General features: G+C 68.9%; 19 protein-coding genes. 4 read left to right on the top strand and 15 right to left on the bottom strand.

What is annotated here, in order from left to right:
- The 3 genes from VFS34_02490 to VFS34_02480 form a co-directional block, all read right to left on the bottom strand.
- Positions 1-468, bottom strand: a 468-nt coding sequence (locus VFS34_02490) for a hypothetical protein (GenBank protein ID HET9793304.1), incomplete at its 3' end; no start/stop codon positions are given.
- Positions 465-2,294: a cupredoxin domain-containing protein gene (locus tag VFS34_02485; protein ID HET9793303.1), complete on the bottom strand. Its 1,830-nt coding sequence runs from the start codon at positions 2,292-2,294 to the stop codon at positions 465-467. The genes VFS34_02490 and VFS34_02485, both read right to left, overlap by 4 nt.
- Before the next feature lie 28 nt (positions 2,295-2,322).
- A complete protein-coding gene (locus VFS34_02480) occupies positions 2,323-3,504 on the bottom strand; it encodes a c-type cytochrome (protein HET9793302.1) in 1,182 nt (393 codons plus the stop codon).
- Positions 3,505-3,648: 144 nt separating this feature from the next.
- On the opposite strand from VFS34_02480, the gene VFS34_02475 reads away from it, so the two are divergent.
- The 3 genes from VFS34_02475 to VFS34_02465 are packed head-to-tail and all read left to right on the top strand — an operon-like array spanning position 3,649 to position 5,838.
- Positions 3,649-4,875: a radical SAM protein gene (locus VFS34_02475; protein ID HET9793301.1), complete on the top strand. Its 1,227-nt coding sequence runs from the start codon at positions 3,649-3,651 to the stop codon at positions 4,873-4,875.
- A gap of 14 nt (positions 4,876-4,889) precedes the next feature.
- Positions 4,890-5,486 carry a DUF6448 family protein gene (locus VFS34_02470; protein ID HET9793300.1) on the top strand — a complete coding sequence of 199 codons (597 nt, stop codon included), beginning with the start codon at positions 4,890-4,892 and terminating at the stop codon, positions 5,484-5,486.
- 49 nt (positions 5,487-5,535) lie between these two features.
- Entirely contained in the window at positions 5,536-5,838 is a 303-nt protein-coding gene (locus VFS34_02465) for a hypothetical protein (GenBank protein ID HET9793299.1), read from the top strand.
- Positions 5,839-5,865: 27 nt separating this feature from the next.
- Here VFS34_02465 and VFS34_02460 read toward each other — a convergent pair whose 3' ends face one another.
- Both VFS34_02460 and VFS34_02455 read right to left on the bottom strand, forming a co-directional pair.
- The gene (locus VFS34_02460) at positions 5,866-8,382 is read right to left on the bottom strand and encodes an FG-GAP-like repeat-containing protein (protein HET9793298.1); all 2,517 of its coding nucleotides are present in this window, start codon (positions 8,380-8,382) and stop codon (positions 5,866-5,868) included.
- Positions 8,379-10,439, bottom strand: coding sequence for a multiheme c-type cytochrome (locus VFS34_02455; protein HET9793297.1), 2,061 nt, complete (start codon positions 10,437-10,439; stop codon positions 8,379-8,381). The genes VFS34_02460 and VFS34_02455 overlap by 4 nt, the downstream gene beginning before the upstream one ends.
- A gap of 75 nt (positions 10,440-10,514) precedes the next feature.
- On the opposite strand from VFS34_02455, the gene VFS34_02450 reads away from it, so the two are divergent.
- Complete coding sequence (locus VFS34_02450; protein HET9793296.1) at positions 10,515-11,027, top strand: Rrf2 family transcriptional regulator; 513 nt, start codon at positions 10,515-10,517, stop codon at positions 11,025-11,027.
- Here the strand turns inward: VFS34_02450 and VFS34_02445 are convergent.
- The 10 genes from VFS34_02445 to VFS34_02400 form a co-directional block, all read right to left on the bottom strand.
- On the bottom strand, positions 11,011-11,697 hold the full coding sequence (locus tag VFS34_02445) for a Crp/Fnr family transcriptional regulator (GenBank protein HET9793295.1): 687 nt from the start codon (positions 11,695-11,697) through the stop codon (positions 11,011-11,013). The two genes, VFS34_02450 and VFS34_02445, sit on opposite strands and share 17 nt — an antisense overlap.
- Before the next feature lie 9 nt (positions 11,698-11,706).
- Positions 11,707-12,702, bottom strand: a complete 996-nt coding sequence (locus VFS34_02440) for a cytochrome c (GenBank protein ID HET9793294.1) — start codon at positions 12,700-12,702, stop codon at positions 11,707-11,709.
- A gap of 4 nt (positions 12,703-12,706) precedes the next feature.
- On the bottom strand, positions 12,707-13,288 hold the full coding sequence (locus tag VFS34_02435; GenBank protein ID HET9793293.1) for a plastocyanin/azurin family copper-binding protein: 582 nt from the start codon (positions 13,286-13,288) through the stop codon (positions 12,707-12,709).
- A 14-nt stretch (positions 13,289-13,302) separates the two neighbouring features.
- Complete coding sequence (locus VFS34_02430; protein ID HET9793292.1) at positions 13,303-14,709, bottom strand: hypothetical protein; 1,407 nt, start codon at positions 14,707-14,709, stop codon at positions 13,303-13,305.
- A gap of 99 nt (positions 14,710-14,808) precedes the next feature.
- Positions 14,809-15,444: an HPP family protein gene (locus tag VFS34_02425; GenBank protein ID HET9793291.1), complete on the bottom strand. Its 636-nt coding sequence runs from the start codon at positions 15,442-15,444 to the stop codon at positions 14,809-14,811.
- Positions 15,437-15,682, bottom strand: a complete 246-nt coding sequence (locus VFS34_02420) for a DUF6755 family protein (GenBank protein HET9793290.1) — start codon at positions 15,680-15,682, stop codon at positions 15,437-15,439. The genes VFS34_02425 and VFS34_02420 overlap by 8 nt, the downstream gene beginning before the upstream one ends.
- Positions 15,683-15,692: 10 nt before the next feature.
- Complete coding sequence (locus VFS34_02415) at positions 15,693-16,190, bottom strand: Rieske 2Fe-2S domain-containing protein (GenBank protein ID HET9793289.1); 498 nt, start codon at positions 16,188-16,190, stop codon at positions 15,693-15,695.
- 1 nt (position 16,191) lies between these two features.
- A complete protein-coding gene (locus VFS34_02410; GenBank protein ID HET9793288.1) occupies positions 16,192-16,812 on the bottom strand; it encodes a 4Fe-4S dicluster domain-containing protein in 621 nt (206 codons plus the stop codon).
- The gene (locus tag VFS34_02405) at positions 16,809-19,031 is read right to left on the bottom strand and encodes a molybdopterin-dependent oxidoreductase (GenBank protein HET9793287.1); all 2,223 of its coding nucleotides are present in this window, start codon (positions 19,029-19,031) and stop codon (positions 16,809-16,811) included. Before VFS34_02405 ends, VFS34_02410 begins: the two co-directional genes overlap by 4 nt.
- Positions 19,031-19,963 carry an MFS transporter gene (locus VFS34_02400; protein ID HET9793286.1) on the bottom strand — a complete coding sequence of 311 codons (933 nt, stop codon included), beginning with the start codon at positions 19,961-19,963 and terminating at the stop codon, positions 19,031-19,033. The genes VFS34_02405 and VFS34_02400 overlap by 1 nt, the downstream gene beginning before the upstream one ends.
- Positions 19,964-19,968 lie beyond the last annotated feature (5 nt).

Raw genomic sequence — 19,968 nt, 5'->3', positions numbered from 1 at the left:
GCCGACCTTCGTGGGGCCGACGATCGGCGGCGTGAAATCGCGGACCGCGTGGATGGGAGCGCGGGGATCGCGATCGTGGCCGACTTCGTAGAGGCGCTTCTGCAGGACGGCGGCCGAAACCGCGAAGAAAAGGATGGCCAGGACGAGAGAGGCCAGCCCCGCGGCGCGCCCGCCCCGCCGTCCGGCGAGGACGCCCGCGACCAGGAAGATCGCCGAAAGCGACAGGATGGCGGGAACCAGGAATCGGAGCTCCGGAAGCCGCGTCGGGAACCGGACGCCGATGTACTGCTGGAGCGTCGTGATCTCGTGCACGTCCCCGCCGATCGCCCGGGCGGTCACCCGCAGATGGAGGGACTCGCCCGGATACTGCGGCGCCGACATCCGGAACCCCCAGAGCGGAAGGAAGGCCGCCGCGGCGGCGAGCGCGGCGGCGGCGAAGAACGCGAAGCGGCGCCTTCCGCCCCTCACTGTCCGGCTCCGGTGGACGGCACGCCCGGCACCGTTCCCTTGACGTTCTGCGCCGCTTTCCAGTCGGGAATCGCGACCGTCGAGTCCTTCGGCTGGACGATCATGCGTCCCCGCATCTCGAGATGGAGCGCGCTGCAGAAATTCGTGCAGTAATACCAGTAGACCCCCGGCTTCCCGGCCGCGACGACGACCGTCTTCGTGGCACCGGGAGGAAGCGCCAGATTCAGGTCGTGGTCGGGGAGAGCGAAGCCGTGGATCATGTCGCGCATCGTCTCGACGTTCGTCAGCCGGAACGTCACGGTGTCGCCTTCCTTCACCTCGAAGTGGTCGGGCGTGTAGGCGCTCCGGATCATCGTCATGTTGACGGTGACGGCGTGGGGCCCCGTCCGGACGACGCTCTCCTGTCCGGCGGCGACCGCGTCGGGGGCCGGCGTGAAGACCTGCTTGACCTTCGGAGAGAGCACGGACGCCGCGATGAACTCCGCGTCGTGCGGCTCGGGGGGAGTCGGGAACGAGGCGAGCATCTTCATCTTCTCGCCCGAGATGTCGATCAGCTCCTGATCTTCGGGCATGTCCGGGCCGACCGGCAGGTACTGGTCCTTGGAGAGCTTGTTCAGGGCCAGCAGGTAGTCTCCCGCCGGCTTCATGGACGCGCCTCCGACCGCCTGGAGGTGGCCGATGTTGTAATGGACGTTGATGCGGTCGACGATGTAATCGGGCGCGCCCTTGACCGCCTTCTCGATGTTCCACTTGACGACCTGGCTGTCGAGGAAGAGCGAGGTGTACGCGTTGCCGCGGCCGTCGAACGTCGTGTGGAGCGGTCCGAGGCCGACCTCGGGCTCCGCGACGATCTTCAACGTGCGGGCGTCGATGATCGTCACGGTCGGGGAGAGCTTGCCGGCGGCGATCGCGTATTTCCCGTCGGGCGTGACGTTGACGCCGTGCGGGTTCTTCGGGACGGGGATGAGCGTCAGGACGCCCGGATTCTCCGAGGGCTCCAGGATCGGCACGCCGTTGCGGACGTGACCCTTCCCGGCGGCCGCGTTCTTCTCCGCCAGGGGAATGTCGATCGCGGCGACGGCGTCGCGGTCGAACTGGATCATGCCGCCCATGTCCTTCCCCTGCTCGAGGTTGTAGACGGTCGAGAAGGAATAGCGCCCGTCCTTGGACGTGTCGGCGATGTCGATGTTTCCGGGTACCCGGACCTCGAACCGGACCTCCATCGTGTTCGGCTCGACGAAGGCGACGACCGACGTGTACGGCGCCGGGTTCGTCACCATCCCGTCGGTCGGCTGCTCGAACTCGCCGTTGACCACGATGTACTTCGTATCGGGAGAGACGACGGCGATGCCGTGGGCCCCCTGGAGATTCGGGATCTTCACGATCTTGTCCGCTTCGAAGTAGTCGAGCCGGACCCGGGCGAGCCGCGCGTTCGAAAGGTCGTTGATCCAGAGATAGCGCCCGTCGTACACGCCGTTCGTCTCGGAGAGCGCCGGGTGATGCGTGTCGCCCCAGAGGCCGCCGGTATCGATCAGCTGCTGCCGACGCGGATCGCCGTCGTGGACGGCGTAGCCGTACGCCGCCCGGGGCTCGAAGACCGGGATTTCCCGGATGAGCCGGCAGGAGGGAATCCCGACGACGAACACCGAGCCGCTCTGCCCTCCGGAGAGGAAGGCGTAGTACTTGTCGTGCTCGCCGGGCGGGACGTAGACCTTGTCCGCCGCGAGGGATCGGGCCGTCCGCGCCGAGCCGCATCCGACCGTCCGCATGAAGGCGATCGTCCCCGCGACCGCCACCAGGACCAGGAGAAGGGATTTCCGATTCATGTTCTTCCTCTTTCCTTTCGACGATCGATCATTCGACGATCAGCGTTCCGTGCATCTTCGGATGGAGCTCCGTCGTGCTGCACTGGGTCGCGCAGTAGTAGCGGTAGGTCCCCGGCTCGTCGATCTTGAACGTGACCGTCTGCGGCGAGCCGACCATCGCGCCGTTGATGAACACCTGCTGGTCGTAGCCGTCGATCGCGAAGCCGTGGCCGGCGCCCAGCCCGTTGTCGGTCGCCGAGAAGCGGATCTGGACGACCTCGCCTCTCCGGACGCGGATCTCGGCGGGCTCGTACCGCCACGCGTGCTCGCGGAGCTCGATCACGCGCGACGGCGCTCCGACCCCCTCCATCCCGCGGGCGGTCTGGCGCTTCTGGTTGCCGGATCCCGGCCCGGCGAAGCTCCTCACGTACGCGGCGAGGTCGTAGGCCTGCTGCGGCGTCATCAGCCCGGCGTAGGAAGGCATCGGGGTGCCGTTCAGCCCCGTCTGGAACGTGCGGACGATCTCCCGGTCGGTCCATCCGGTTCGGAAGGCGCCGGGCGTCGTGAAGTCGCGCGAGTTGATGTGCCGCCCCTTCGCATCCTGGAGCGTCAGCGCCGAAGGTCCGTCGCCGCGCCCGTCGTCGCCGTGGCACTTCGCGCACTGCATCTGCTGGTACACGAGCTTTCCCCGGGCCGCGTCCTCGGAGGACGGCGGCGGCGGGATCGCCGCCATCGTCCGCGCGGCGGCCCCGTTGAAGCGCGGCGAGAAGGTCTTGACGTAGTCGACGAGCGCCCAGCGGTCTTCCGCCGGGAGCAGGTAGGCCCACGGCGGCATCCCGGTCCCGGACGCGCCGCGCGAGATCGTTCGGAAGAGGTCTTCGTCCGTCGGGAGTTCCCCCGCCGCCGTCGTCCGGAACTTGAACTCGGCGGTCGTGAAGTCGCGCGGCGGCGGCACCAGGAACGGCGCGCCGAAGCCGTCGCCCGCGCCGTCCTCGCCGTGGCACTGGACGCAATTGGCGAGGTAGACCGTCCGGCCCCGCGCGATCGTGGCCGGCGAGACCGGCGGGCGCTTCGCGACCGCCACGTCCAGGAAGGCGGGCGTCAGGGACCCCGGTCCGGCCGTGGCCGCCTTCCGCGCGCAGCCGGCGGCGCCGAGCGCCGCGGCCAGAAGGGCGGCGGGAATCGTCCGGGAAGCTCTCCGCATACATCCTCCGCTCGTGTTCTGTTTCATGCCGCGAGCGTAGGGCGGCCCCGCCGGGCGCCCCATGATTTCCGTCATAAGAAACGCGGGTTTTTCGGGCGTTCTGGATGATTTGCATCATGGCGGGAAAGCGGCGGTCCGCCTACGCTGCGGGCAGAGAGAGGGAGGGAACCCATGCTGTCACCCGTGGAACTCGAGATCGAACTCTTCTGCCGGGGAGTCCGGATCGACCCGTCGTGCCACACCGACGAGGACGCCCGGCGGATCGCCCGGACGCGCGCCGGCCTCGGGTCGGGGCTCGAGCTCGTCCTGCCGTCGCCCCGGAAGAACATCTGGATGAACGCTCCCGTCGTCGAGCCTTTCGCACAGGCTTCCCCTTTTCTCCTGCAGCGCGCCGGGAGCTACTTCGTCGAGGACGTCCGCTCGGGGATGCATTACCCCGTCGAGATCCCTCCGGAGCCCGGGTGGTACTCCCGCCGGACGGAGACCGGCGTCGAGATGTCCCGCATCGGCGTTCTCCAGGGGAACTACCTCGGCGTCTACGTCTCGAACTCCTGCCTCTACTGGGCGTCGACCCCCTCCCGGGCCTGCAAGTTCTGCACGACCGGAAAGAACGTCGGCGTCGTCGAGCAGTCGCGCAAGAAGGTGGAGGACGTCGTCGAGGTCGCCCTCGCGGCCCGCGACGAATCGGGTTCGATCTTCACGCACTTCAACACCGGCTACCACTTCGAGGACGTCGACAAGCTCGAGCCGATCCACGGCCTGCGGCAATGCGAGCCGTTCGTGAAGGCCGTTCGGGAGCGCGTCGGCGGATTCATCGGCGTCCAGGCCCACCCGGTCCCGAAGCGCAAGTTCGGGGAGTACGACGCGCTCATCGACGCCGGTGCCGACCACTTCTCCTTCTGCTACGAGTTCGAGGACCCCGAATGGTTCGCCCGGCTCTGCCCGGGCAAGGCCGACACCGTCGGGCAGCAGGGCTTCTTCGACGCGATGGAATACGCGGCAAAGAAGCTCGGAGCCGGCCGGGTTTCGGGAGAGATCATCGCGGGCGTCGAGCCGATCGAAGCGACGAAACGCGGCATCGACCGGATCGTCGACGCCGGCGCGTTCCCCACGGTCTGCATCTTCCGGCCGACCGTCGACAGCGAGATGCAGGACGTCCCGTCGCCGGAACCGGCAGCGATGAAAGAGGTCTTCGCGTACCTGTACGAGGCATGCCGGCGAACCGGCCTTCCCGTCGGCATCCTTCCGATCGAGGTTTCTCTCGTCGTGCAGCCGGAAGAGGCCGCCGACCTCGTTCCGCCGACGCTCGGGACCCGGTTCTACGAAGCCAAGCTCGCCGCGATGCGGACGCTCGCGCGTCCCTACATCGCGTGGAAGCGGAAGCCGCGCGCGGCATGAGAAGGAGGGAGCCGATGCTCCGCTCCCCGCTCCGCGTCGCGATCGCGGCGTTCTTCCTCGCGGCCGTCGCGACCGCCCGTCCCGCCGCCGCCCACTGCGACACGCTGGATGGTCCCGTCGTCGCCGACGCGCGCGCCGCGCTCGAGTCGGGCGCGGTCGATCCGGTGCTGAAGTGGGTGGCTCCGGCGAGCGAGGCGGAGGTCCGGCGCGCATTCGACGAAGTATCCGTCGTGCGGCGACTCGGGCCGGCCGCCGAGGCCCTGGCCGATCGTTCGTTTTTCGAGACCGTCGTGCGCCTGCATCGCGCCTCCGAAGGCGAGCCGTTCACGGGCGTCAAGGCAGCCGGGACGGAAGTCTCTCCCGCGGTGCGGGCCGCGGACCGATCGCTCGAGACCGGGTCGGCCGACGATCTCGTCCGCCTCGTCACGGACCGCGACGCCGCCTTCCTCCGCGAACGGTTCGCCCGCGTCCGCGAAGCGCGACGGCATGCGTCGGAGAGCGTGGCGGCGGGACGCGCGTACGTCCGCGCCTACGTCGAGTACGTCCATGCGGCGGAGTCGCTGTTCGATGCCGGTTCCGCGCCGGCGGAGAGCGAGCACCCGAAGCGCTGAAGTCGGACCTCGAGATCGCGGCGCGAGCCGCGGAGCGAAGGAGGCGGTCATGAACGGTTCGGCCTGGGAGATCGTGGGAGTCGTCGGCGCGGGGCTGCTGCTGGTCGCCCTGCCGGTCGCCGTGGGCGCCTACCGGCGATTTCGAGGGACCCGCTCGCTCCTCTGCCCGCGCACGGGGGGGCCGGCGGGCGTTCGGGTCGACGCGCTTTCGATCGCGATCGGCTCGGCGTTCGACCGCCTGCCGCTCCGGGTCGCGGAGTGCTCGCTCTGGCCCGAGAACCGCGGGTGCGGTCAGGAATGCCTCGGCCGCGTGCGGGCCGACGAACTCGGCGCGGCGCCCGCCCACCGGTAGCGGTTCCGGGTCGAAGGCGACTCGGTCTCAGCGGGAAGGTTTCCCGATCCGCCGCGACAGGTCCGCGTAGGCTTCTTCCATCGTCATCGGACCCGATGCCAGGCGTCTCCAGTGCGCGGCGAAGACGCCCCGCCGCGGAAGCGCGGATCCCGCGCGGCGCGCGTCCCCCTCGGCCGACGCCGGCCCGGCCGGAAGGGGGATCGCCGCGAAGGCGTGCGCATGAAGGCGCCCGGCTTCGGTGAGATCGCCCCGGCGGTACGCGAGAAAACCGGAGAGATAGAGCGCTTCGAACGAGCGGGGATTCGTCGAGAGGACGTTCCGGAACGCGACCGCCGCGTCCCGGGTCTTCCCCTCGGCGAGCGAAATCTCCCCCGTCCGGAGTACCCAGCCCGTCTCTTCGCCGTTCAACTCGCCGGCGGCGCGGTAATGCGTTCTTGCCGCGTCGAACCCGGCGCCGCTCCCGGCGGCCTCTTCGGCAAGCAGGTCGCCGAGCGCCCCGTGCATTCGGGCGCTCCGCGGGGCGAACGCCGCGAGCGTCTCGAACGCTTTTCGGGCGCCGGACCGGTCGCCGCTCTCGAGGAGGAGGTTCCCGAGCGCATAGAGGCTGTCCTCGTGCCTCGGGTTCACGGCCAGCGCCTCGCGGTAGCCCGCGATCGCGCCGACCGCATCTCCGCGGCCCGCGCGGTCCCGCGCCCGCGCGTAGGCGTCCCAGAAGGCCAGTTCGCCGCCCCGCCCTCCCGGGATCGCCTCGGGCGCCCCCCGCCCTTCCTTGAGCCGGTACGCGCGATCGGCGGCGAGGTCCGTGAACGTCTGCGCGGCGCCGGACGGCCACCGGACCGTGACCCGGTCGGCGCTCGCCGCCGCGCCGAGGCCGAAGACGGCCTCCGGGGCGTTCTGGGAAAGATAGGAAGACCCCGCGCCGATCTCGCGAATCTGCGTCCTCCCCGCGGCGAGCAGCGTGACCCGGGCGCCGTACGCCGACCGGTTCGACCGCGTTCCCTCCAGTCGAAACGCGATTCGGTGGTTCGCGGGCCCCCCGGCCGCCTTCAGGAGGATCAATTCTCCGCCGTGGACGACCACGGCGATCTCCTGCCGGAGGTCTCCGTCCACGTCCGCCACGGCGAGGCCGCGATGCACCCGTGGGGTGGTCCAGACCTCGCCGGAAGCCGGAGCGACGTCGGTGAACCTCCGGCCGCCGAGGTTCCGGAACAGTCGCATCGGCATCGGGACGAGCCGGCGACGGTCGGCGGCGTCCTCGAACGTCGAGCCGTTCGCCACGGCGAGATCCGGGAAACCGTCGCCGTCGACGTCGAGGAAGGCGGCGCCCCAGGCGATGTCGTCGGTCGAGATCTCGCCGAGCCCGAAACGCTCCGCCGCGTCCTCGAAGTCGAGCCGCCGCGAGGGCCCGGCGAAGAGCCGGTTGAGGTAAAGCGCGTTCGCTTCCGCGATCCAGTGGGTGACGAACATGTCGAGCGCGCCGTCGCCGTCGACGTCGCCGACCGCGATCCCCATCGCGCCGCGGTAGTCGGCGACGTGCGCGTCGTGCCCCCGTTCGGCGAACAGGCCGCCGCCCGCGTTGACGTAGAGCGCCCCTTCGGACACGTCGTTGGCGACGTAGAGATCGGACCGCCCGTCATTGTCGAAATCGGCGAACGTCGCCGACAGGCTGCGTCCCTCCGGGTCGGAGATTCCGGCCTCGGCGGCCATCTCCCGGAACCGGCCCCCTCCCTCGTTGTGGAAGTACAGGTTCGCGATCGGCGGATACGACGAAGGGTTGATGGTGAAAGGGCTGTCGGCGGCGCCGAATTTCGACGATCGCCCCGCATCGGCGGGGTCGAAACGGTAGTCGACGTAACCGCACACGTAGAGATCGAGACGCCCGTCCCCGTCGGCATCTCCCCATGTCGCGCCGGTCCAGAAGCCGCGGAACGCGTCGACGCCCGACGCGTGCGACACGTCCTCGAACGTCCCGTCTCCGCGGTTGTGGAAGAGACGGATCCCCCCGAAGGAGGTCACGACGAGGTCGGGTCGGCCGTCGTTGTCGTAATCGCCCCACGCCGCGCCGAGATAGTTCCCGCGGAGCCCTCCCAGACCCGCCTCCTCGGTCACGTCCGTGAACACGCCTCCGAGGTTGTGGTAGAGACGGCAGCCGCCGCGAGCGCTCGCGAGCTCGCTCGCGCTCATCGTCAGCGGTCCGGTCGTGTCGGCCACGAAGAGGTCCCACCACCCGTCTCCGTCGTAGTCGCCGAAGGCGAGCCCCGAGCCCATGTCCTCGGGAAGCTGCGTCGACCGCGCCCCCGCCGAAAAGTGCCGGAAGGCGAGGCCGGACTTCGCGGCGACGTCGGTCCAGCGGATCCCCCAGTCCGCGCCGGAGACCTGGTGGCGATTGACGTCGGTGATTCCTTCGACGGCCTCTCCGGGGCGGTAGGGGGCTTCCTCTCCTCCGTGCGTCGCGTAGAGCGCCGCCGCCGCCGCGACCACCGCCAGCGCCGCGGCGATCACGGCGCGCGGGTGAGTGAAGCGTCGGAGGCGCGAGCCGCTCATGCGGCGGGAACGATGTGGACGACCGCCCGGGCCCGGGCGAGATCGGTGATCGGCGCCGAGAGCCCCTTGCCCGGGAAAAGGAAATCGACGAGGAACTGGTCGAGCTTGCGGTAGTGGAGGATCGCCTCGATCGAGACGGCGCCGACCGGCGGGTCGGGAACCACGAGGTCGCGAACGGGCGCGGGCGTGCCACCCGAGGAGGGGCACGTGAAGGTGTACTCCGCCACGTCGGAGTATCCCGGGAAGAGGCTGCGCCGGTACCGGACGCCGACCATCTCCCAGAGGTTGTGGCGATCGATGAGATTGCCGTAGCGGTCGACGGGCTCCGCCTTGAAGAGGAAGGAACCGGGCGGGATCATCTTCTTCGCGTCCGGACGCCCCGACGTGAAGACGACGGCCCCGGAGGCATCGCGGACGTCGATCTCGATCCACGACTGGATCAGGTCGAGCGGACCCGTGGGATAGTCGTGCCCCACCTTGTTCGACGTGATGATCGCCCGCACCCGCAGCGGGCGGCCCGCGTCGGCGTGCGAGGGGACGTCGAGGGCGAGCGACACCGCCGGGCCGGCGGCCCATTTCGACGCGATCTCCGGGACGGGGTACGAGCCGTGCAGCCAGCGGTCGACGAGTTCCACCTGCCGTTCGCCCCCCGGGAGCTTCAGGAGCGCGGGCATGTACTGGTTCGCGCCGAGGAATCGGTGGCTGCGGTGCTGTCCGTCGGCCGCCGTGCGGTTGTAGTCCGCCGTGTCCCCCGAAGCGGGCTCGGGGCCGCCGAGGAGAGGCATGTGGCACTCGCGGCACTCGATCGTGCGGCGCGGATCGCCCGGGTGGTTCCACTTGCTCTTTCGCCAGTTGTCGTACTGGTTCTGAAGCTGTACCCACCCGAAGTTGTTGACCTCCTGGTCGACGAACTGCTTGTGGCACGCGGCGCAGTACTCCGGCGTCTTGAACAGGCGCTTCTCGAGGGACGCGACGTGGTGCTTCGGGTAGGCGCGGATCAGGAAATCGGAGACGAGGCGCGCCGCGCGCGAGCGGGACGTCTCGAAGAGATAGCGCTCCGGCGGATGGACGACGTAGTTCGCGTTTCCCTGCACGTCCGCTTTTCCGACGGAATGGCAGGAGAGGCACGAGACCCCCTCGGTCATGCCGGCATCGCTCGTCAGGTCCGCCTTGAAGACGGTCTTCGACCCCGAGAAGAGGGAGATGGGATCGTGGCAGCCGCCGCAGTAACGGGTCGACTCCGGCCCGTTCTGGCGAGCCATCTCCTCCTGGACGCGCTGGAACGCGGGGTCGAGCGCCGCCCATCGGTGGGCGGACACGGACCACTCCCGATAGATCGACTCATGGCACCCCGACGAGCCGCACGACGCGGATCCCGAGAGCGCCTCGGGCGCCAGCGCTCCGTTGTGCTCGGTGCGCGCGAGGCTGGGCGCGAAGGGACGGTTCTTCCCGAAGGGCATCCGATAATCCTTCGGGAAGGATCCGGCGCGGCGCGGCGACCGCTGGGCGAGCGTCGCCGGGAATGCGGCGAGCAGGAGCGCGGCGGAAACGAGGACCGTCGACGCGAGGTACCCCTCGCGGAGCGCCCGCGCCCGGCGGGCGAGGTCGGGCGAGAGGGCCTTGCGCTTCCAGATCGGCCAGAGGTGAGCGACGGCGAAGACGCCGACCGCGATCGACGGGATCAGGTGGACGTCCCGGACCCAGCCGGGCACCCGGCGGGAAAAGAGCGCGAGGCCCGCCGCCCAGAATCCCGACATCTCCGCCGCGGCGACGGCCGCGAACGCGAACCACCCGAGCACCTTTGCCGGGGTGAGGGCGTCGGCGCGGTAGGCGCGCCAGTGCCGGAAGAGGTACACGCCGAGCGGCGCGAACGAGAGGACCCCCGCCGCGCTGTGGACGATCACCGTCCATTCCGCGAGCGCCGAAAACGAAACGAACCGGATCGCGAGGCCGCTCAGCAGGAGATAGGCGAGCGTTCCGCCCGTGAAACGGGCGAGCGCGCCTCCCCATCCGGCGGCCCTCTCTTCCGCGGTGCGCGGGACGCACGGCCTATTCATGAGTTCTCCATCAAGAATTGATGAAACGGTACTCCCGGGCCGGACGGGAGTCAAGCCGTGCTATGGTTCGGCGGCATGCCCGCCCGACCTCGTTACGACGCGGCCGCCGAGGGGCGCCCCCTTCTCTATTCCCGGACCTGCCAGCACGCGCTGCGGGCGGCGGAGCGGCTCGCGGCGGCGGAACACGCCAATCCGGGAAGGATGGTCGTCCAGGAAGAGCTCGCGAACGACGTCGGAATTTCCACGACCGCGCTCGCCCAGATCGTCCAGCAGCTGCGAAATTCCGGCATCGTGAAGACGCGCCGCGGCCCGCTGGGCGGCATCGTGCTCTCGCGGCCCGCGGATCGGATCACGGTGCTCCAGGTCGTGCGGGCGATCGACGGATTCGGACTCGGCGGCCGGTGTCTCCTGGGGTTCTCCGAGTGCACGGACGAGACGCCGTGTCCCGCTCACCCGGTCTGGAAGAGGGCGCGGGCGCTTCTCGATCGCCAGCTCGAACGGCGCACGCTGGCCGATCTCGCCGTCTCCGTCGCGGGCAAGCGCGCCCGCGCCCGCCGGCTGGCCCGCGCCCTCACGCCACCGAGCTGATCTCGCGAAGCGCCGCCGGCCGGAGAAGAAGGAAGCCGTTCTTCTCCGTCTCGACGAGCCCGTCCTTCTGCCACCGGCTCATCACGCGGATGGCCGTTTCGATCGTGGTCCCGATCAGGTCGGCGAGCTCCTGGCGCGAGAGCGCGACCGGAATGAAGACCGCGCCGTCGCGCTTCTGGCCCATCTTCGCGGCGAGCGTCAGGAAGAGCCGCGCGGCGCGATACTCGACCGAGCCCAGCATGTCGGCGAGATGGCGGTTGAGGTTCATGAGCCGCATCGTCAGCCCGGCGAAGAGCCGGCGGGTGATCTCCGGGCGCTTCTCCAGGAGCTCGAAGAACTGTCGCTCCGGGATCGAGAGGACCCCGCAGGCTTCGAGCGCGACGGCCGTCGCCGGAAAGGCCTTGCGCTCGAACGCCGCGACCGCGCCGACCGGCTCCCCCGGGCCGAGGATCTCCAGGATCAGGTCTCGCCCGGGGCCGGCCTTGACGATCTTGACGCGGCCGATGAACACGAAGTGGATGCGCTCGCCGGGATCCCCCTCCCGGAAGATCGTCTCCCCCTTCTCGTAGCCGCGCATCTCGCACAGCGGCGCGAGAGCGTCGCGGTCCTCGGGCCGGAGCGACGCGAGGATCGGGATCGCCTCGAAAGGAATCGGAGGCCGTGGGGGCACGACCCGCGATTATAGTTTCGGGCGCCCTCCTCCGGCCGCCGCCGGCACCGACGCTCCCGGGGATGCGGCGGCGCCGCGTCCCGGAGGTTCCGTGAGGAGGTAGATGTAGGCCGCGGTGACCTCCTCGGGCGTGAGATAGTCGAAGATCGGCATGCGTCCGTGCCGGGCGGAAACGCTCGGTTCCGCGAGCCCCTCCCGGACCTTCCGGACGAGCTGGGCGGGCGTTCGCTGCTCCGTGAAGAACGAGAGAGGGGGCGGCTCTCCGTAGCCGACGCGGTATTCGAACGCCGTGGTCGGCGTCGCCGAGGCGTCGTGGCACACGTGGCACGTTCCCTTGACGAGGAGCTCGCCGACGCGGTTGACGGGCTCCTCGAGGGGCGCGGGAGGGGGCCCCGGCTCCGGCACTCCGGAGAGTTGCTTGACGTACGCGATCACGCTCTCGGTCTCGGCGTGGTCGAGCTGCGGGAACGGCGGCATCTTCTCGCCGCCGCTCCGGATCCTCTTGCGGAGGGACGCTTCCGCCTCCGCCGCGTTCTTGGCGAGCTGGGCCTCGTCGACCGGCAGCCCCCGTTCCTTCATCTTGTCCCGGAAGTATTGCCGGGACGTCGCGCGCGCGAGGCTCGTCACGGGGAGGACCTCGGGAGGCGCTCCGCTTCCGTCTTCGCGATGGCATGCCTGGCAGTTCAGCCGGTAGAGGTCCTTCCCGCTCAGGACGAACGGGGAACCGAGCGACTCCCGGGGAGCCGAAACGGACCCGGTAGGCTGCGGGCTCGACGGTCCCCAGCGGCCGATCCCCCCGAGCGTCGTGTTCTCGAGAGAGATCCGGAGATGGCGCACCCAGCTCTCGCCGACCGTTGAGGTCGGCTTTTCCGGAACGTGGCTCGCGGGACGGTTTCCTCCTCGGTCGCCTCCCCGCTCGCCGGCCGCCCACCCGAGGGCGGCCAGCAGAGGGAGAAGGGCGGCGATGCGGAAGAGAAGGCGCGGCCGACCCACCCGGTTTCTCACGGCGTCAGCGGGCGATCTCGAAGTCCGCTTCCGTCGCTCCCGCGACCTTCACCGGCTTTTCCTTGCCCTTGAGCCGCGGATGCCAGACTTTCAGCGTGTAGCTCCCGTCGGGCACGTCGGCGATCTGGTAGCTGCCGTCGGCCTTGGCCTGCGCATAGTACGGCGTCGGAACGGCGACGACATACGCCTCCATCTCCGGGTGCACTTTGCAGAGCAGGGCCGCTGCGCATTCCTTCTTGAACGTGTAGGTCTTCGTCTCTCCCTTCGGCCAGGTGCCGAGGTTGAACTTGTCCGCGCAAGCGTCCGGGGTGAAGACGTTGTGCAGCACGGCGTCGGAGTTCAGGAAGTCGACGGTGGTGCCTTCGAGAACGGGGAGAATTCGCGGGACGAACTTCATGTTGAGCTGGTTCATCTTCGCGTGCGCCGCCGGCGCGGGGAAGGTCTTGCCGGGGATCGCGGCGACGTAGACGACCGTGTCGGCGCACGTCGAGGAGCCCTTGCAGGTCACTTTGCCGTGGATGTCTCCGGCGGCCGCGGGGAGCGCCGACGAAGCGGCGACGATCAGGGCGATCAGGATCTTCTTCATGGTTCCTTTCTCCTTCAATAAGCGAATCGGAGGACCGTCGCGAGCGTGTAATTCTCGGAATCGCGGAGGTCCCGGTTGTATTCGATCATGGCCTTGATGTTGGCCCGGATCAGGAAGCTCGCGTTCGCGTTCAGGGTCTTGATCGTCGGCGTGACGGGATCGGCGACCCGGAGGTTCTCGTAGCGGAGCGAGAGCTGGAACGGCGGCACGATGACGTAGTCCGCCTGGGCGAACCACGCGTCGTACGTCCGCGTGGTCGTGCTGATCTCGGTCAGCGTGTCGGGGTCGCTGAGCTGGAGCTTGTCGGTCCCGTGGAGCGCGACGCCGAAGAGGTTCAGGTCGCCGACGTAGAGGGACGCGTAGGCGCCGATCCTCCCGTAATGGGTGTCGCGCATCTTGAACGCGTTCCCCTCCTCGTCCGTGATGTCGAAGGGGTCGGCCTGAGAGCCGTCGCCGTAGTAGCCGAGGACGCCGATGCGGAGGGAATGCTCGCGCCAGTTCTCCGGGGGCAGCGTGACCCCCGTCGTGTCGCCGTCGAGCCCCATCCCGCCGAACTTGTAGTCCATCCGGGCGTAGACGTCCTTCCGGCTGCTGCTCCCGAACGTGTCGTTCGGGCCGCCCGGCCCGATCGGACTCCCGTAGCCGATCGTGTAGAAGAACCGATGCGCGGCCACGCCGTACATCTCGATCGCGCGCATCCGGTCCGGCAGGCTGACGCCGGGCCCTTCCTCGGAGAGTCCGGTCCCGCCGTGGATCCCGATCGGGCTGAAGGCGAAGAGCGAGTCGACGCCGTTGTCGGTCATCAGCCACATTTCCTGGAAGCCGTCGTAGAGGTCGGGCGCGAACTTGCCGATCTTGAAGTTGAAGAGATGCTCCGGCCCGAACGCCGAATCCAGGTCGAGCCGCGCGTGCTCGATCTCGACGTCCGTGCCGCCGTCGGGTCTCTCCGCGTACGTCACCTCGCCGAAGAAGCTGAAATGCGATCCGAGAGTGCCGGCCGAGAAGAGGTTTGCTTCCTGCGGGAACTGGAAGTCGTTGTGCGTGATCGTTTTGCCGCTGTCGTCGTGGCTCGAAGCGTAGATGTCGGCCATCTTGACGTTGATCGCGAGCGGCACGAACGACGGCAGGTCGCTCGGATAGACCATCGCCGGCCAGATCCGCTCATACGCCTCGGAGCCGAGCGACACCGGGGGCTGCTTGACCAGCTCCGGCGTTTCCATCGGCATCCGGTATCCGTTCAAGCGGAAGGCTTCGCCGAAGGGGTTCAGTTTCGGAAAGATCGCATGGCAGGTCTGGCACGAAGTCTGGTATTTCCGGGAGAAGACGGGGACCGCGCCCGCCTGCCGCGGGGCCCCCAGGGCGAGGAATATCGCCATTCCCAGGGGAAGAGCCACGAGGATTCGCCGGTGGTTTCTCTCCATTTCACCTCTCCTGTTCTTGGGCCCATCCTCCTGCCGGATCGGGGCGCAGGGAATAGCTCAAATGCATCATAAGAGTCATTGGTCCCGGGAGGACCACGACTACGCCAGCGGGCCGTCCGTTCTGCCAGACGGCTCCGCTCGTCGGGACCACAGGGGGTAGTCGATGCCGGCGAGGCGGTTGATCGCGATGGCCTGGATCGTCAGAAGGGCCACCGCGATCTCGATGACCAGAAGATAGGACGGCCTCGTCACGATTCCGAGCGAGATGATGAGCGTCGTGGCGCCTGCCGGCGGATGCGCCGCCTTGAAGAGGATCATGAGCGCGCCCGTCGCGGCGAGCGAGAGGGCCGCCGCCAGCACGCGCCGAAAGTCCACCCCGGCGACCATCGCCGGAGGCGCGTGCTGGAGCCCGGTCGCGAGCAGAGCCCCGTATCCGCAGGCGATCCCGATCGCGTGCCCGTAGATCGAATGCCGCGGGCTCGCCGTCGGAAGCGTCGGCGTGAAGAAGAAGAGGAACGCCGTCGGTCCGAGCGACGGGAAGACGAACGGCGTCCGCGAAACCATCGCGAGGGCGGCGAGCAGCGCGATCGTGATGAATCCGTTGACGAACATGAATGCCGCCCAGACGTTCCGCTCGGGAAAGCGCCGGAGGAGCCGGGCGATCCGCAGCCGTTCCGCGAGCCCCCGTACGACCTGCGGCTCGAGAAGCGAGAGCGGCGGCCGCCGCTCAGTCACGCGGAGGCGCCTCGAGGCGCCGGATCCGCTCGTCGAACCGGACGATGTAGAGGAGGAGCCCGGCGTTGACGAGTAGGAGGACGACGGAGGCGATCGCCGCGGGCAGCAGCGCGCCGCGATTCCCCGAGAGGAGCGCCTCGAGGGCCGCCGCGACCAGCCAGAGCTGGATCACGACGAGCATGCCGATGAGCACCGCGATCGCGGTGAAGAGGGTCGTTCCCTGTTTGCGCGTCTCCACGGCGATCTCCCTACAGCTCCACTCCGGTCGCGAAAACGTCGTCGCCGCGGACGTCGAGGACGATCCGCGGGAGCCGGCGCGTCGGCGGTCCTGCGATCGGCCGCCCTTCGCTGCACGTGAATACCCCCTTGTGACAGGGGCAGGCGAGCGTCCGATCCTCGGGCCGGTAGACGACGGCGCAGGAAAGATGCGTGCAGACCTGCGAGTAGGCCTCGAAGGAGCCGTCCGGCGCGCGGAGGAGGATGCAGGGGTCTTCGTCGGTCGGGAACCGGAAAAGGAGCGAGCCGCCGCGCGGAACCGCGGCCGCGCTCGCGATCCGCGTGCGCCGGCGGCGGGCCGGTTTCCACAGCCGTCCCGCCAGCGCGATCACGGCGCTGGCGCCCGCCAGCAGAGCCGAGCCGAGCGTCAGGAACTTCGCGAGCTCGCGGCGCGTGACGTAGTGGTCCCGCTCCCACGCGATCGGGAAGTCCTCGCGCCAGCGCGGGCCGGCTCCCTCGCGCTCCTCCACGTCAGATCTCTCCCAGCAGCACGGCCACGTCCTCGGTCGCGCCGGCGGGGCCTCCCGCACGGGAAAGTGCCGATTCGCCGATCCGGATCTCGGACACTCCCGAGGGAACGATCACCGAGATCTTCGTTCGGACGACCTCGCCGCCGAACTTCCAGAGGTTGATCGCGGTTCCCTGGCGCTTCCTCTCGATCTCCTCGCGCGTCGTGAACGCGAGCGCCTGGGAAGGACAGACGGTCGCGCACATCGGGCGCTTTCCCGCGCTCGTCCGGTCGTAGCAGTAGTCGCACTTCATCATCTGGTCGATCGCGCCGAAGTACTTCGGCACGCCGAAGGGGCACGCCAGGACGCAGTTGCTGCATCCGATGCAGCGGGGCTTCAGCGCCGACTGGGTCACGCCGTCGGGGGTCTGCTTGATCGCGTCGGCCGGGCAGACGCGCGCGCAGATCGGATCTTCGCAGTGCATGCAGACCTGCGGAGCGGTCTGAACGGTATCGGCGCGGCGGATCGTCTCGAGATGGATCATCGAGACTCCGCGATGGGTGTCGCATTCCTCGCACGCCTGCACGCACGCCCGGCATCCGATGCACCGCGAATAGTCGATGAAGAAGGCGAGCTCGCTCACGCGATTCCCCCGGCTTCCGGCGGGAGCCGGGCGATCGCATCGTCCGGGCGCGGCGCCGCCGAGATGCGGACGGCGCAGATCTTGAATTCCGGGATGTTCGACACGGGATCGATCGCCCGAATCGTGCAGTTGTTCGCGGCGCGCGCGAGGGGCCAGTGGTACGGCACGAAGACCGTGTCGGGCCGGATCGTCCGGACGATCCGCGCGCGGACGACCGTCGATCCGCGGCGGCTCTCGACGCTGACGAACCCGTCCGGTTCGATCCCGTACCGGGCGGCGAGGTTGGGGTGGATCTCGCAGAAGGGTTCCGGCTCCTGGGCCATGAGCCCGGCGATCCGCCGCGTCTGGGTCCCCGAGAGATACTGGGACACCACGCGGCCGGTCGTGAGGATCACGGGATATTCGGCGTCCGGCTCTTCGGCCGCCGGCCGCCACTCGACGGCCTGGAAATGCGCCCGGCCGTCGGGATGGCCGAATCGCGCCCCTTCGTAGAGTCGCGGGGTCCCGGGGTGATCGAGCGACGGGCAGGGCCAGAAGACCCCTTTCTGCGCGTCGATCTTCTCCCACGTGATGCCGAAATAGTCGGAGACGCCCCCCTTCGACGCGGTGCGGAGCTCCTCGAAGATCTCCCGCGGCGAGCCGTACGGGAACTTCACCCCGGCCCCGAGCCGCGCGGCGAGATCGCAGACGATCCGCCAGTCTTCCCGCGCGCCGGCCGGCGGCTCGACCGCCTTCCGGTGATGGATCACCCTTCCCTCGACGCTGGTCGTCGTCCCCTCGTCCTCCTCCATGAGCGAGCCGGGGAGGACGACGTCCGCGAACCGCGCCGTCTCGGAGAGGAAGAAGTCGATGACGGCGAAGTACTCGAGCTTCTCGAGCGCTTCCCGGATGAAATTCTGGTCGGGGAGCGAAACCATGGGATTGAAGCAGATGAGGAGCAGCCCCTTGATCTTGCCGGCGTGGACCGCCTCCAGGAGGGGAACCGCCGACAGACCCTTGTGCGGGATCGACTCCTCCGGGACCCCCCAGACTTCCGCGATGAAGCGGCGATGGTCGGGGTTCTCGATGTCGCGCCCGCCGGGGAGCTGGTCGCACTTCTGCCCCTGCTCCCGCGCCCCCTGGCCGTTCCCCTGCCCCGTGATCATGGCGTAGCCGCACCCTTCGCGGCCGATCCGCCCGGTCGCGACGACGAGGTTGATCGCCGCCATGCAGTTCTCGACGCCCTTCGAGTGGTGTTCGATGCCGCGCGCATGGAGGAGGAAACTCGTCTCCGCGGGTCCCCAGATCTCCGCGGCCTTCACGATCATCGCGGGAGGCACCCCCGCGATCCTGCCCGCGTATTCCGGCGTGTACTTGCGGACGGACTCCTCGACCTTCTCGAATCCGGTCGTGTGCTCCGAGATGAATTCGCGGTCGACCCACCCTCGCTCGATCATCACGTGGAGCATCCCGTTGAAGATCCCGATGTCGCCGCCCGGGCGAACCGGGATGAAGAGATCCACCGTGCGCGCGATCGGGGTCATCCGGGGATCGAGGACGATGATCTTCGCCCCGTTCTCGCGCGCCTGCCAGAGGTAGTCGGTCGTGATCGGCGCACAGTCGGCGACGTTGGCGCCGGCGACGAGGATCGCCTTCGCCTTCGGGATGTCGCTCCACGGATTCGCGCTCCGGTCGATCCCGAAGACCTTCTTCGACGCCGCGGCGGCCGACACCATGCAGAGCCGTCCGTTGTAGTCGATGTTCGCGGTGCGGACCGCGACGCGCGCGAACTTCCCCATCAGGTAGGCCTTCTCGTTGGTCAGCGACGCTCCCGTGAGCACCGCGAAGGCGTCGTCGCCGTACCGCTCCTGGATGCGGCGGATCTCCTTCGCGGTGCGATCGAGGGCGAGGTCCCAGGAGACCGGCCGAAAGCCCTCCCCTTCGACGCGCTCGAGCGGCGACCGGAGCCGGTCCGGGTGCTCGTCCTGCATGTATCGCTTGACGCCTTTCGGGCAGAGCTTGCCGGCGTTGAACGGAAAGTCCTCCCACGGCTCGAATCCGACGACCCTGTTGTCCTTGACCTTCAGCTGGATCCCGCACTGCTGGCCGCAGAAGCAGCAGTGGGTCTTGACGAATCGGTCCGGCTCTCCGATCGGCGCCCATCCACCCGCCGGAACTCCCTTGGTGTGCGGGCCGAAACGATCCACGATCTGCGAAAGGGGGGCCGGAAGCTTCGCCATCAGACCTCCCGCGTCCCGGCGCGCCACAGCCCGTCCTGAACGACGGCGAGCGTTTTCCGCCGGCAGGACGGGCAGACGTCCTGGTAATGGCCGCCCGACTCGAGCGCATACCGGATCCCCAGCGCGCTCTCGACCGTCTTGAGGTCCTCGCGGTGCATCACGGACGCGAACGCCTCGCCGCACACGGCGCACCGCGCCGCCGCCTCCTCCGCCCCGATCTTCTTGTAATACGCCACGCCGAGCTGCGCCGGACGCTGGAAGATGTGGAAGAACTTGCCGAACGGGAGATAGAGGAGCGTGAAGATCACCGTCACGGCGTGGATCTGCGACAGGAAGACGTAATGGAAGCCGTTCATGAAGTGCGTCGAGGCGGTGAGGAAGAGGCCGGTCGCCGAAACCGCGAAGAGCAGGAGAAGCGGGAGGAGGTCGTTGGCGAACTGCTGCACCGCGAAGGCGCCCCGATCCCGGCCGCGGCGCCAGAGAGCGAAGAAGATGCCCCCGAGAACGAGGAAGGCCGAGATGTCGAGCACGTTGAAAACGAGCGGCGCGACGATGCTCGCGAGCGGGAACGAAAAGACGTGGATGCCGAAGACGTATGCCTGGTACACGCTCTGGGAATCGCGCGGGGTCTCGAAGCGGATCCACCCGAAGGAGAGAGGGAACGTGACCGCCGCCGCGAGAATGCACCCCCAGAAGATCAGCCAGTGCGCCGCCCATCGGACGCGCGATCGCCGGCGGATGAAGGTCTGGGCGAGGATGTTGTTCCAGAAGAGCGAGACGAGACGGGCGGCGTTCCTCGGCAGCCGCCGGGGATCGAGGAAGAGCCGCCAGCCGCGGAACCAGAAGAGGCGGGTCGGCGGGCGGCGGAGCCACATCGAGTAACGGTAGCCGAGCCCGAACGCGCAAAAGACGGTCGCTCCCGCGTAGGACACGAGCG

This window comes from Thermoanaerobaculia bacterium (assembly GCA_035717485.1).
GTDB lineage: Bacteria > Acidobacteriota > Thermoanaerobaculia > UBA5066 > DATFVB01 > DATFVB01.
Note: the sequence above shows the minus strand (reverse complement) of the source record. Positions and strands in the feature narration are given on the sequence as shown.

Coding starts and splice junctions, on each gene's coding strand:
- VFS34_02435 (HET9793293.1), bottom strand. CDS start 13,288: ATGAAGAAGATCCTGATCGCCCTGATCGTCGCCGCTTCGTCGGCGCTC.
- VFS34_02430 (HET9793292.1), bottom strand. CDS start 14,709: ATGGAGAGAAACCACCGGCGAATCCTCGTGGCTCTTCCCCTGGGAATG.
- VFS34_02465 (HET9793299.1), top strand. CDS start 5,536: ATGAACGGTTCGGCCTGGGAGATCGTGGGAGTCGTCGGCGCGGGGCTG.
- VFS34_02455 (HET9793297.1), bottom strand. CDS start 10,439: ATGAATAGGCCGTGCGTCCCGCGCACCGCGGAAGAGAGGGCCGCCGGA.
- VFS34_02470 (HET9793300.1), top strand. CDS start 4,890: ATGCTCCGCTCCCCGCTCCGCGTCGCGATCGCGGCGTTCTTCCTCGCG.
- VFS34_02450 (HET9793296.1), top strand. CDS start 10,515: ATGCCCGCCCGACCTCGTTACGACGCGGCCGCCGAGGGGCGCCCCCTT.
- VFS34_02405 (HET9793287.1), bottom strand. CDS start 19,031: ATGGCGAAGCTTCCGGCCCCCCTTTCGCAGATCGTGGATCGTTTCGGC.
- VFS34_02460 (HET9793298.1), bottom strand. CDS start 8,382: ATGAGCGGCTCGCGCCTCCGACGCTTCACTCACCCGCGCGCCGTGATC.
- VFS34_02480 (HET9793302.1), bottom strand. CDS start 3,504: ATGAAACAGAACACGAGCGGAGGATGTATGCGGAGAGCTTCCCGGACG.
- VFS34_02485 (HET9793303.1), bottom strand. CDS start 2,294: ATGAATCGGAAATCCCTTCTCCTGGTCCTGGTGGCGGTCGCGGGGACG.
- VFS34_02475 (HET9793301.1), top strand. CDS start 3,649: ATGCTGTCACCCGTGGAACTCGAGATCGAACTCTTCTGCCGGGGAGTC.